This window comes from Segetibacter sp. (assembly GCF_025963695.1).
GTDB lineage: Bacteria > Bacteroidota > Bacteroidia > Chitinophagales > Chitinophagaceae > Segetibacter.
On record NZ_JAOQAH010000059.1, the window covers coordinates 29,632 to 42,512 of the forward strand.

Here is a 12,881-nt window from a genome sequence, read left to right on the forward strand (position 1 = left end):
GGACAATCTGAGGTGGTATTTTAGAATCATATAGTATAAAAGAAGGATGATTTAATAAAGTGTTAATATCCACTTTTATACTATTTTTGACCACTTTAAAAACAAAAGACTCAAACAGATATGGACAAATTGATTTACGCGGTTCCAGCTATGGGTATTATCGGGCTACTTTATACGTTGGTAAAATTCAACTGGGTATCTAAACAAGATCCAGGTAACGACCGGATGAAAGAAATAGCGCGTTATATTCAAGAAGGAGCCATGGCCTTTTTAAGAGCTGAATATAAGATAATGGCCTATTTTGGAATTATTGTAGCAATTCTTTTAGGCTACATGGGTAGCAGAAGCGACGAGTCGCATTGGACTATTTCTATAGCTTTCCTTATTGGTGCCTTCTTTAGTGCTTTAGCTGGTTATATAGGTATGCGCGTTGCCACACAAGCCAATACCCGTACAGCCCACGCTGCACGCACTTCTTTATCAAAAGCATTGAATGTTTCTTTTACAGGTGGAGCGGTAATGGGAATGGGTGTTGCCGGCCTTGCTGTATTAGGTTTGGGAGGCTTATTTATTATCTTAATCAAATATTTTGCTCCCGGAGCACTGTCCACATCTACGGATGTTACTAAGGCCATTGAAGTATTAACAGGATTTTCTTTGGGTGCCGAAAGTATTGCTTTGTTTGCCCGTGTAGGTGGAGGTATTTATACCAAAGCTGCTGACGTTGGTGCTGACCTGGTGGGAAAAGTGGAGGCAGGTATTCCGGAAGATGATCCAAGAAATCCGGCCACAATTGCTGATAACGTGGGTGATAATGTGGGTGACGTGGCAGGTATGGGTGCTGATCTTTTTGGCTCTTACGTGGCGACCGTTTTAGCGAGCATTGTTTTGGGGCACGAGGTAACAACCAGTACGGGAGCAGCGTTGCCCGATGGATATTCGGGCTTCTCTCCTATTCTTCTGCCAATGCTTATTGCAGGTGTGGGCATATTATTTTCTATAGTTGCTACCGCTTTTGTACGCATCAGCGATACGGCGGGACTAAATACTTCGGTAGTTCAACGAGCCCTGAACATGGGTAATTGGGGTTCAATTGTGCTAACTGCTATTGCTTCTTATTTTCTTGTAAATGGTATACTACCTGATGGTGACTTATATCTTAGCCGTGATATAAGACCAACAGGTGAAGAATTGCAAAGCATCAGCCATTTTACAAAAAATGGTGTAATGGGCGCAATTGCTGTTGGACTTTTGGTAGGTACTTTAATGAGTATCATAACTGAGTATTACACCGCAATGGGCAAACGTCCGGTAATGAGTATTATTCGTCAATCAGCTACAGGACATGCTACCAACGTTATCGGTGGACTTGCTGTAGGTATGGAAAGTACCTTTTTGCCAATCTTGGTTTTGGCCGGCGGTATTTATGGTAGTTATCATTTTGCCGGGCTGTATGGTGTAGCAATTGCCGCTGCCGGTATGATGGCAACAACTGCAATGCAATTAGCGATCGACGCCTTCGGTCCTATTGCGGATAACGCAGGTGGTATTGCAGAAATGAGTGAATTGCCTAAGGAGGTACGTGAAAAAACAGATATTCTTGATGCAGTTGGAAACACTACTGCAGCTTCAGGCAAAGGATTTGCAATTGCTTCTGCTGCATTGACTGCCCTTGCATTATTTGCAGCGTTTGTTGGTATTGCCGGTATTAGGGGAATTGATATTTACAAAGCGGATGTTTTAGCTTGTTTATTTGTAGGGGGTATGATCCCGTACATTTTTTCATCCCTTGCAATACGGGCCGTAGGTGAAGCCGCTATGGCAATGGTTGAAGAAGTTCGTCGCCAATTCAAAACTATTCCAGGTATAATGGAAGGGACAGGCAAACCAGAATATGATAAATGTGTAGCGATATCGACTGAAGCTTCAATTAAGAAAATGATGCTGCCAGGTGCCATCGCAATTATTTCTCCGTTAATTATCGGCTTCATTTTTGGCCCCGAGGCTTTAGGTGGTTTTCTTGCCGGTGCAACAGTTAGTGGAGTATTAATGGGTATGTTTCAAAACAATGCAGGTGGTGCATGGGATAATGCGAAAAAGAGCTTTGAAAAAGGAGTTGAAATAAACGGGGTGATGTATTACAAAAAATCCGACCCGCACAAAGCATCAGTAACAGGTGATACAGTTGGAGATCCTTTTAAAGATACCTCCGGACCTTCGATGAATATCCTGATTAAACTAATGTCTATTGTTTCCCTTGTAATTGCGCCTACGCTGGCTAGTATTCATGGAACACGACGTCCTGCTGATGCACGTACTCAAACAATCAAGGAAAAAACAATTGAAGTTGAAGCGACTAAAGTTGCCATTAAAAATAATGCTCCTCTTACAGTAAATTTCCACGGAAATAAATAACTGCAGGTTTAGGAAAAACCGTTTAACAAAAAGCCCTGTTGTTTTGCAACAGGGCTTTTTGTTATTACCACTTTTCATGACATTTCAACCCGGTACTTTAAAAGTTTAAGACTACCACCAGCTCATAAGCCGGATTTTGTTCAAGGCTATCATTTATCTACGGCGTTCATTACTGAAAACCTGTTTCTGCCTACCCTGGACGGCTCTCTTAAAGAGATCGAACGAGCAGTTCTCGAACCAGTCCTATACATGGCATTTCAGCACTTAAGGTTTACCCACACCATTAATTACTTAATAGTGTTGTGAGCTCTTACCTCACATTTTCACCTTTTTCCGTTATCACACGGATAGTTATTTTCTGTGGCACTGTCTCTTATCCCGCGTTAGCGGAACAGCCGGCTATTCACCGGTAAGTCGCTCTTTGCTGTCCAGACTTTCCTCCCCTGTGTACAGAGGCGATAGCACGGCTGGTAGTAAATCTTAAACCAAGTAAATCAATCAAACAAAAGCTGCCATACTAAAAAGGTATGGCAGCTTTTGTTATGCTCTAAAAATAAAATAAGTTCTTTTATCGGGTTCCAATTATGTAAAGGTAATGCGTAACCAGCTTTTAATATCAGGCATCTACATTTTCTGCAAGCAAGCTGACGCGAATATAAAAAGTCAACCAGTAAGCTTACTAGTCTTTGTTGTTCCCGTACACTGTGTTAACTTTTTTAAGATCTTTTTTTCTTAACCACCCTTTGGTGGTTTCTCCCGAGGGATATGTAAATTCAATATATATAAAATCATTTTTTTGGGTGATGGGCTTTATGGAAGCATTAGAATGGTTCCAATATTCAATCACCTCTTTTCTCCGCGCTCTTTCATTAGGCTCATTGTAAAAATGAGCAACAGACTTGACTTCGTAAAATGACTCACGTGAATTTTTTGCAACCTTTCCAGCGCTAAATTGTTTCTCACGTTCCCCACTTCTGGCAGCAACAGGCCGGGTATTACTATTTCTCGGAATTACAGGCTCTTCGTATCCATCTCTATTTGAGCTTGCGAACCTTGAATTTGTTGCATTACCATCTTTTTCGTCTCCGGTTTGTCCATCTCCGGCAAGTATTTTACGCGCTTGCAAGCTGTTCTCTACAGGGTCAACAGCAGCAACGTTGTCAGAACTATCGTTAACAAACAGGAAGTAAGAAACAGCCAAAATGCCGATTAATGCAAAAGCAATTAAACCCTGCTTTAGTCTTTTTTTAGCTCTTCGCCTTTTATCACGTCCATAGTAGTACATACTTTACTATTACCAATAACCTTACCAAATTTTTTAAAATTATAGCAAATACTTTTACCCGATCAGTAGGTTCTAACATATTTTCCAAGTTTGTTTTACCTTTTATTGGTGCTTTTTCCCCGTACGGTGTAACGCTAATAATAATTAATCCTTTAATCTACTTTGTAGCAGTTTCTTTCGGGTGATTTTCAATCTTTCATTTTATTTTTATCGGTTTTTATCAAAAACGACCACCAAACTGTTACTATGAACGCACCCCAACTGAACAGATCGCTTGGAATAAGGATGGTAATTGTAGTTGTTATTGGAAATATTATTGGGTCAGGGGTATACAAAAAAGTGGCACCAATGGCGGCAGAATTAGGCTCTCCCGGGTGGGTGCTGATATGTTGGATGCTGGGCGGTATTATTACTTTATTTGGAGCCCTTAGCAATGCAGAGGTAGCAGGGTTACTTGCGGACACCGGCGGAGAGTATGCTTACTACAAGAAGATCTACAATAAGTTCTTTGCATTCATTTTCGGGTGGTCGTTATTCGCGGTCATTCAAACTGCTGCTATTTCGTCGTTAGCCTATGTATTTGCCGAGTCCTTTAACACCATCTTCCCGTCGGAACCTTTACTTTCTATGGCTGATTTCAATATTGCTAATATCTTCTACCCTTTTGCCGATTTCAATGTAAAGCTTACGGCAATCATTCTTATTATTTTGCTAACAATTGTTAACACAAGGGGTATTAAAACGGGCACATGGGTTAGTAGTGCAATATTAATGTTGGTGTTTGCAGGAATATTTTTAATTCTGGGTGCCGGACTTTCAACCGGTCATTCGAACATTAGCCAGGCCTTTAACTTGAAAACAACCAACGATACTCCTGTAACCTTAAGTGCTGTTTTTACTGCAATGTTAGCCGCCTTTTGGGGCTACCAGGGTTGGGCGGCTGTAGGTTATGTTGGAGGTGAAATTAAAGATGCGAAAAGGAATATTCCGAAAGGAATTGCAATTGGTGTTTCTATTATTATCGCTCTGTATATGCTTGTAAATGCAACGTACCTCTCATTGCTTTCGATACCTGCGCTCGAGCAGATTTACAAAGAGGGTAACCAGATTGCAGCAATAGAGGCAGTGAGAACTTTTTGGGGACAAAACGGAGCTTTATTTATTTCAGTTCTTATTCTTGTAACTACTTTAGGTTGCACAAACGCTACTATTCTGTCAAGTAGCAGAACCTACTTCGCGATGGCAAGAGAACAACTGTTTTTTCAAAAAGTAGCCAGGTTAAACAATGCTAAAGCTCCCGCCAATTCTTTGCTTTACCAATGTGTTTGGGCGTGCCTGTTAATACTTTCCGGAACATTTGACCAACTGACAGACATGATTATTTTCGCAGTTTTTATTTATTATGGCGCTACGACTTTAGGTGTTTTTATACTTCGCAAAAAAATGCCTGATACTCCCCGGCCGTATAAAGTTTGGGGCTATCCCTTTGTTCCCGCAATTGTTATTTTATTTTGCGCAGCGCTTTTTATCAATACAATTTTCGCCCGGCCTCGCGAAGCTGCCATCGGCGTAGTATTGATGCTGACTGGGGTGCCCATGTATTTTTGGTTTAAGAATAATAATAAGCCGAAAGAAGCCGTGGAACAAGAGTAGACGAAATTAGTGGCGTTATGACTTTTAGGTATTGAAGATTTAATATGGATGTAGTAATAATAAGGTTGACGTTTAGGCGTACAGCAGGACAAATCTTCACTTAAAATTCTTTCTAGCAATAAAAATACCCCTAATTTGACCGCAGTATGTACATTTGCCTAAGCAGAATCTTTCATAAAAGTTCTTTTTATACTTCTTTCATATAGACTGCCCAAGTGGCGAAATTGGTAGACGCACTGTGTTCAGGTCGCAGCGTTCGCAAGGATGTGCTGGTTCGAATCCAGTCTTGGGCACTTTATAGAAACCAAAATGGAAACGGTTAAACGAAAAAGAGGCTTCGGCCTCTTTAAGTTATTTATGTCTTACAATTCCCATGTTTTCGTAACTAGTACAAAAGACAATGTAAAGTTCTTTTGTACCGCGAGCTTTTTTAAGTCTTTCCGCTTGGTCGATCTAATTTATTTATATTTCCTACCTCCGTATTAACGTGACATTTAGGACAAGTTTTCAATTTTTTTAAATTTTTCCATCAGGCGAATTTCGCCGCATTATAAAAACCCGAAGAGAAAACTGCCTGTTTGCAGGAAGCTATGAAGCAACACAGAAAAGTGCTGTAATCTATTCTTACCTGGCACGTGTTAATTACACAACATCAACCGCTGGGATGGTTAATCGATATCCTCGCCCGATTACCTGATCCTCTAATAAACAAAATCAAAAAAACTTCTTCCGCACAGTTGAAAGCCCCTCAACCACGGGACTTTGTATTAAACAACCTGCACTTGCTTTAACGGTTGCATTACACTACAGGCATCGGTCTGCTTTAAGAATGCTTTTAATGGCTTTTACTTCAATAACTAATTGCTACAACCTTTTAAAGTTTTAACACATATGTATCTGTAAAAAGAAAAACCAGACCTGGCAAAAGCTTTCTCAAAAGTAAGAAAGAAGGGTATGACTATTGTAGCGCATTGCTTACACACCTTATACAACAGTTCTTATAAATAAATACTATGACAAAGAACATAAAAGTATTCGTTCCATATTGCTTGTTTTTTTTGCTCTCCTTTAGCCAAGCTTCTGCTCAACGGAGAGGTGCAACCCGAACAAAAGCCACTAACACTACTAATGTAAAGATTGATTCAGCAAAATGGCGTGTAGAAAACTACATAGTTAACAGGGACTCTGCTTTTGCAAACCCCTATTATGCATTGCAAAAATTAGTGGGGGGAAACAAACGTTTTCAGCAATCACGAAGCATTTATCCACGGCAAGACCCTGCCCTGATTGAACGCTTGTCTAAAGGACAATCTCCCTTCGCTACTATTATTGGTTGTTCAGACTCGCGGGTATCAAGCGAGATTTTATTTGACCAGGGATTTGGCGACCTGTTTATAGCCAGAACGGCTGGACAGGTGATGGCGGAGGCAACGTATGCTACAATCGAATATGCCTATCTTGAATTAGGAACGAAGCTGGTTGTTGTTTTAGGACATAGTTCGTGCGGGGCAGTAAGTGCCGCAATTAAAAGACCTGAAAACCCACCAGGTCATATAGTAACCCTGATAAATGCTATAAAGCCTGCTGCATTAGAAATAAAAAATATGCCGGGGGATTCACTGGACAATGCTGTAAGGCGCAACGTGATTAACCAGGTTAAATTACTTCGAGGATTAGAATCAGTTTTAAGTCGTGCATATAGTAATGGAGATCTACTTATAGTCGGAGCTGTTTATAATTTATCAAGTGGTAAAATGGAGGTACTTAAAGAAACTTTAGAGGACTTGCCTAAAACCCGGTATAATACTGCAGATATTACAGGTAAGTATTAGTATCAAAACGTTTCATGGACAGCTCAGTTCGGGGGAGTAATAATGTCAAAAAGGTAACAACTTTATAAATAATCGACCTTTTATTAATACTCTTTTAATCATTTTCGCAGCACAAAATCTTGAAGCTTCAGAGTGAATTATTGGTATTTGGCTTTGCGTTACAGATATTAATTGCAATTGTATGCTTTATCAGCTTCTCGAGGCCGTTGCAGGTTCTGTCTGGCGTACTTACAGAAGCAATTTCATCGGCACTAAACAATTCTCTTAGTTCAGATTTGCACAGCGTGACACATTGTTATGTCACTCACTAGTGCGCCATTAATTATTATCCGCACTTTACCCAGTCCTGTAAGCAGCACTGCAGTACAAACAAAAGGCAGCATTACGATTGTAATGCTGCCTTTGATATAATATGAATATTGAACACCTAAATTGTGTAACAAATCTTATTTGGCTGGGAAATGCCTTATATATTCATTCCATTTTACCACCTTACCATCTTTTACCTTCGCGTCATTTACTATTGCCAGGCTATCGGTTTTACCTTGTGGGGTTTCCCAATATTGAGTGTACCAAACTGTTACCCATTCTTCTGTTTTCTTCTTGTTTACAACAGTTTCCCAGTCATGCATTTTTACCTTTGCATTTTTGAGACGTTGCATCTCCTGAGCAATAACCGGCATAAATTCTTCTCTCGTTCCTTTAAATTTATAGCCGTCTCCGTTTAGTTCCATACTATCTCCAATATTTCGGGCTATTGCCGTGGTATCGCCGCTTTCAAAGCCTTTTAGTACGGCCAGCACTACCTGTGTATTCTTAGGGTCTGTATTCATATCCCAGTTATTGTCTTCCGGCAAGGTGTAGGGATATTGTACACTGATGGTGGACGAATCTTTTACTGCTGTCGTAGCTGTTTCTTCGGCCAAAGAATTATTATTACAGGAAATTACAGACAAAGCAATGCCTGCAAACAGCAGGGAGCATAGTTTTTTTTTCATGAAGTTAGTTTTGGGATAATTAATTGTTGAGAAATGAATATACTTAAAAAGTATTATTTAGAAACATTTCAATCTATACAGTTCCCTAAAACAAATACCCGGGAAAATGATCAGCCAACCTCTGCATGGTATTTGAAAAACCAACTGCCGATCTACATAATTGTTCCCTAATGATAGCTTCCATTATAGAACTCCCCGTTCTCCCGCTCTCCGTAGTGTTCCGCAGGACAACTACGGAGGAAAATGATAAGCCGGACTTTGTCTGGTATTTGAAAACCAACTGCTGATCTACATAATTGTTCCCTAATGATAGCTTCCATTACAGAACTCCCCGTTCTGCCAGAATGTTCTCTGCTAAATAACAGCGATGAGATTATCCGGCGGCTTCCGCAGGAAGACCTGTGCCCTGCGAAACACCTTGAACTTCCTGGTAATTAAGTAGTGGTGGCATCCAATAATATTATATTTTTTGAGCTATCAATAAATTCTATATATTTAGTTCCCAACACCTAACTAATTGCTAACCCTCAAACAACACACTCCGCAACTTGCCCATCCATACATAGGCAACTCTCCTCCGGGCCGCTTTAGGGCATACTCTACATAAACCATCTATCCATCTGCTGCAGGTCTTTATATTGAAGGGATCGAGCCGCGATATACCTGTTTAATTTCTCCCAATCCTTTATACGCAACCAGGCGAATGGAGTTTTTGTTTGAGTTGAATGATAAGTATATGGGTGGGATGTTCGGGAGTGATAAATCAAAAAATCAAAAAAATAAAACAATATGAGTGCTGATGCTAACAAAATGTTTCCAACTATTGAATTGAACTTATTTGAAAATGCTAACTCTTTCGTTAAATGTTGGAGCAGGTTATATAATTATTCAAACTATGAACAATACCAAGCTATAGTTACAAAACCGACCCTATCGACAGGGGATCTGCGATTACTATTTGAATGGAAAAATGGTATGAACCTAAGCTCAAAAAAAGAAGTTTCTTTCTTAAATCAGGTACTACAGCATGAAGAATTGGTTAATGAGCTTAAGGGTGAATTTGAAAATGAAAAGTTTGAGAACACTTTTGGAAGAATGTCAGCAATTTGGCAAATTTTTCTGTTGCATATTATCCAGCCTTCCAAATATCCAATATTTGATCAACATGTTTATAGAGCTTTTAGATTTATACAAAACCAGGATGAGAAGTCTCTGCCTTTTACCCGAACTGCTAAGCTGAAAGTTTTTTACAAAGAATATTTGCCCTTCTTTCTCGATATGAAAGATTTGGCAGATGAACATGATTATTTCGAAATTGATAAAGCTTTATGGGCCTTTGGAAGGATAATAAAAGAATATCCTGGATTAATGACAACCCAACTTAACTCTGCTACCGCTCCCAACCCTTCATAAAAGAAATCAAGCGAATTGAGTTTTTGTTTGAGTGGGATGATAAGTATATGGGTGGATGTTTAGCACAGAAAAGAAAGGAAAAAAAATAAAAGCGAACTAACAATTATGAGTACTAGCAAAGATCAGTACATTTTTATTCATTCATCGCGCAGGGTCAGAATTGTAAAAAATGATACTGGCGAGATTGAGGAAATTTACATTAATGAGTCGAAGCCAATAGCAATTGAAGGAGAAACAAGAAGTCTGGAACAAATTGCAATTCAGCAAAAGAGAAGCTACTATAAAGAGTTTTTCAAGAAGCAATTTAAGAACTTTCTTATTTTATCAGGAGCCGGGTCCTCCATTGGTATCGGAAAGAAGCAGGTTGGAATGTCGATGGCCGGTTTATGGAACGCGGCGGAAGTTAAACTCGGAGAAGACTTCACAAAAGTTTGCAATTATGTAAATTGTTCTACTGCTGTGCCAAATTTAGAAGTTTTACTTTCTTTAATTGAAGGACATATTAAATTTAGTAGAGAAAATACTAAAGAAGTAGAGAAGCTTATTAAAAATAGATCGGAATTACTTCAACTTATTAAAGACATGTGTGACTTAGTAGCACCGGATGAAGAAAATGATTTTCCACATGCCACCTTTATAAGGAAGATTACCCAACGAAAAGCAACTCTTCCGAGAATAAAAATTTTTACACTCAATTACGATCTTCTTTTTGAACAAGCAGCAAACAAGGTAGGTGCAGTTGTACTTGATGGTTTTTCATTTACTACTCCTAGGGAATTCAGTGGAAGGTATTTTGATTACGATTTAGTACAACGAGAAAAGAGCAGATTGAAGGAGGAGGATAACTTTATATCAAGGTTATTTCATCTTTATAAACTTCATGGTTCTTTAAATTGGACAAGAGATGAAAATCAGGAAGGCAAAATAATAATGCAACATGGTTGTGGCGATCCGTTAATGGTCTACCCCCGGGAATCGAAGTATGAAAACTCGTATGAACAACCTTTCTTTGAAATGGTTGCCAGGTTCCAGCAAAACTTACGCCTTGATAATACAGTACTTCTTTGCATTGGTTACAGCTTTGGTGATAAACATATAAATGCAATTCTCCTTGAAGCATTAAATCAAAACCCAGGTTTTCAACTAGCAGTTATAAATCCCGACTTTGATGGTTTGAACAAAAATTTCCAACAGCTTTTAAAGGAAGCAAAGGTTTCGGAAAGGATCATCATGATAGATGAGCGGTTTTCCGACTTCGCAAATCATTTTCCTGAAATTCAGACTTATTACCAAGAGCCAGAGGCTGAACCCATCAACATGTAGCAAATGAATAAAATCAATCCTTTTGATCATCATTATTTTTTAGGTTATGTCAATCAAGTTTTGCCTCAATTTATAAAAGTACATTTTCCATCTTCTGTCCTGTTGAATGGCTTTACTCATTTTGGAGAGGATTTTAACGGGGGTTTAGTAGGAAGCTTTGTTGTTATTGAAGGAGATAAGGTTGGATTTTTAGGGCGAATTACTGAACTTGTGCTACCCGAATCTGAACGACTTTCGTTAAATGAAAAAGCTTTTCAAACAAGTGATTTCCACCCCACGGGCAATGTTGAGATTCTATTATCATTTGACCTTTATAATCCCTTTAAAGTTAAAAAAGGAATAAGTGCTTATCCCAATATTGGTGCAAAAGTTTTTGTTAGTTCTGGTTCATTAGTTCAGCAATACATGTCGAGGTTCGGTGTGAAAGAAGAAGAAGATAAACCGGTAATTGTTGAATTAGGCCGTTTAATTTCCAATCCATCCACAAAAGTCTCCGTCTCTTTACAATCAATTTTTGGCCGACACTGCGCTGTTGTAGGTACAACTGGGGGTGGTAAAAGTTTCACGGTAAGTAAACTAGTTGAAGCGATATCTCGAACAAATAATAAAGCTATCTTGATTGATGCGACCGGGGAATATGAAACATTAAGTAACAGTTCGCTTAAATGTGTATCCTTCCAATTAGGAGAAACGGTTAATTTTCATTATCGACATCTTTCTGTTTCTGATCTATTTGTAATTTTTCGTCCTTCTGGTCAGGTGCAGCAACCAATACTCTTAGAAGCAATTAATTCTTTAAAACTTGCAACTATATTGGAAAGAGATAAAGCTTCTTTTTCCATCACAGGAAGTGACTCCATAGTATATTCCTTTCCGGTTAAAGAACGGGACGGGGTGACATCAACATCTTTATCTATCGAGGTTAAAAATGGCTGCATTGTTAAACAGAATAAAGCTACAAGGCCATTCAACCGCCTCTGTGCTAAGTATTCGAAAGAATTGAACAATTTTTCCAGTACTGATTTTGACATTCAAAAGTTGCCAACCCAGATTAATAATGAATGTTATCAAATTTTTGGTGATAATTGGGCTAATACAGTTGACCAAAGAAATCTCGGAAATTCTTCAAGTTTAATTCTTAGAATATATAACGTTCTAAGTGATCCTGATTTCCGCAAGGTTTTTGGGTTTGATAATGAAAGTAAGAAGGATATCATAACAGAAATTGATAAATTTCTCCAAGCGGACAGTAAAGATTTTATTTGCAGAATTGCTTTTGATAAAGTTCCCTTCTCGTTTCATTTACGGGAAATAGTTGCAAATGCAATTGGTTCACGATTACTTTCTAAGGCTCGTAGTGGAGATTTTAACTCTAAAACTAATAGAGCTAATAGACCCTTGATAATCGTAATAGATGAAGCCCATCAATTTATTAATAAATCTATTAAGGATGAATATTTTGAAAGCACTCCTTTAGATGCATTTGATTCCATAGCGAAAGAATGCCGCAAACACGGGTTATTTCTTTGTATTGCTACCCAGATGCCCAGAGATATTCCTCACGGCACTTTAAGCCAAATGGGAACTTTTATAGTCCATAGACTTATAAACTTTAATGATAAAGAAGCAATTACAAATGCTTGCAGCTCTGCTAATAAAAATACTTTGGACTTCTTGCCAATTTTAGGTGAAGGTGAGGCTATACTAACGGGAGTAGATTTTCCAATGCCGATAATCATGAAATTTAATGAACCTAATAATAAACCAAATTCAAATACTCCTTCATTAAATAGCACCCAAACTTAACAACTATGACTTTTTTAGAAATCATTAAACATCCTCCCCCCACTCTCCGTAGACTATCCCCAGCTCTCCGTATGTCGGCGACTTGGCATGTAAATGAAGAAGCCAGACTATGTCTGGTATTTGAAAAACGACTGCTAACGTTTACAGCAAAGGTTA

Annotated in this window: 8 protein-coding genes, 1 tRNA gene and 1 other RNA gene; 7 read left to right on the forward strand and 3 right to left on the reverse strand. The window is 38.7% G+C overall.

The window, feature by feature from the left end; all coding sequences use genetic code 11:
* Positions 1–120: 120 nt before the first annotated feature.
* The gene (locus JWR87_RS09945; protein WP_297819088.1) at positions 121–2,415 is read left to right on the forward strand and encodes a sodium-translocating pyrophosphatase; all 2,295 of its coding nucleotides are present in this window, start codon (positions 121–123) and stop codon (positions 2,413–2,415) included.
* A gap of 109 nt (positions 2,416–2,524) precedes the next feature.
* On the opposite strand, the gene rnpB is transcribed toward JWR87_RS09945, so the two are convergent.
* Positions 2,525–2,890: RNase P RNA component class A (rnpB, locus tag JWR87_RS09950), an RNA gene on the reverse strand.
* A gap of 204 nt (positions 2,891–3,094) precedes the next feature.
* A complete protein-coding gene (locus JWR87_RS09955; RefSeq protein ID WP_297819091.1) occupies positions 3,095–3,700 on the reverse strand; it encodes a hypothetical protein in 606 nt (201 codons plus the stop codon).
* Positions 3,701–3,946: 246 nt separating this feature from the next.
* Here JWR87_RS09955 and JWR87_RS09960 point away from each other — a divergent pair, with 246 nt between their 5' ends.
* The 3 genes from JWR87_RS09960 (at position 3,947) to JWR87_RS09970 (ending at position 7,185) form a co-directional block, all read left to right on the forward strand.
* Positions 3,947–5,353 carry an amino acid permease gene (locus JWR87_RS09960; protein WP_297819093.1) on the forward strand — a complete coding sequence of 469 codons (1,407 nt, stop codon included), beginning with the start codon at positions 3,947–3,949 and terminating at the stop codon, positions 5,351–5,353.
* 209 nt (positions 5,354–5,562) lie between these two features.
* Positions 5,563–5,646: transfer RNA gene (locus JWR87_RS09965), tRNA-Leu, on the forward strand.
* A 720-nt stretch (positions 5,647–6,366) separates the two neighbouring features.
* Complete coding sequence (locus tag JWR87_RS09970; protein ID WP_297819096.1) at positions 6,367–7,185, forward strand: carbonic anhydrase; 819 nt, start codon at positions 6,367–6,369, stop codon at positions 7,183–7,185.
* Between the two features lie 446 nt (positions 7,186–7,631).
* Here JWR87_RS09970 and JWR87_RS09975 read toward each other — a convergent pair whose 3' ends face one another.
* On the reverse strand, positions 7,632–8,183 hold the full coding sequence (locus tag JWR87_RS09975; protein WP_297819099.1) for a hypothetical protein: 552 nt from the start codon (positions 8,181–8,183) through the stop codon (positions 7,632–7,634).
* 789 nt (positions 8,184–8,972) lie between these two features.
* Between JWR87_RS09975 and JWR87_RS09980 the strand changes: the two genes are divergently transcribed.
* The 3 genes from JWR87_RS09980 to JWR87_RS09990 all read left to right on the forward strand — a co-directional run bounded on the left by JWR87_RS09980 (position 8,973) and on the right by JWR87_RS09990 (position 12,725).
* Complete coding sequence (locus JWR87_RS09980) at positions 8,973–9,596, forward strand: hypothetical protein (protein ID WP_297819104.1); 624 nt, start codon at positions 8,973–8,975, stop codon at positions 9,594–9,596.
* Between the two features lie 105 nt (positions 9,597–9,701).
* Complete coding sequence (locus JWR87_RS09985) at positions 9,702–10,919, forward strand: SIR2 family protein (RefSeq protein WP_297819107.1); 1,218 nt, start codon at positions 9,702–9,704, stop codon at positions 10,917–10,919.
* A gap of 3 nt (positions 10,920–10,922) precedes the next feature.
* The gene (locus tag JWR87_RS09990) at positions 10,923–12,725 is read left to right on the forward strand and encodes an ATP-binding protein (protein WP_297819110.1); all 1,803 of its coding nucleotides are present in this window, start codon (positions 10,923–10,925) and stop codon (positions 12,723–12,725) included.
* Positions 12,726–12,881 lie beyond the last annotated feature (156 nt).

Coding starts and splice junctions, on each gene's coding strand:
- JWR87_RS09945 (WP_297819088.1), top strand. CDS start 121: ATGGACAAATTGATTTACGCGGTTCCAGCTATGGGTATTATCGGGCTA.
- JWR87_RS09955 (WP_297819091.1), bottom strand. CDS start 3,700: ATGTACTACTATGGACGTGATAAAAGGCGAAGAGCTAAAAAAAGACTA.
- JWR87_RS09960 (WP_297819093.1), top strand. CDS start 3,947: ATGAACGCACCCCAACTGAACAGATCGCTTGGAATAAGGATGGTAATT.
- JWR87_RS09970 (WP_297819096.1), top strand. CDS start 6,367: ATGACAAAGAACATAAAAGTATTCGTTCCATATTGCTTGTTTTTTTTG.
- JWR87_RS09975 (WP_297819099.1), bottom strand. CDS start 8,183: ATGAAAAAAAAACTATGCTCCCTGCTGTTTGCAGGCATTGCTTTGTCT.
- JWR87_RS09980 (WP_297819104.1), top strand. CDS start 8,973: ATGAGTGCTGATGCTAACAAAATGTTTCCAACTATTGAATTGAACTTA.
- JWR87_RS09985 (WP_297819107.1), top strand. CDS start 9,702: ATGAGTACTAGCAAAGATCAGTACATTTTTATTCATTCATCGCGCAGG.
- JWR87_RS09990 (WP_297819110.1), top strand. CDS start 10,923: ATGAATAAAATCAATCCTTTTGATCATCATTATTTTTTAGGTTATGTC.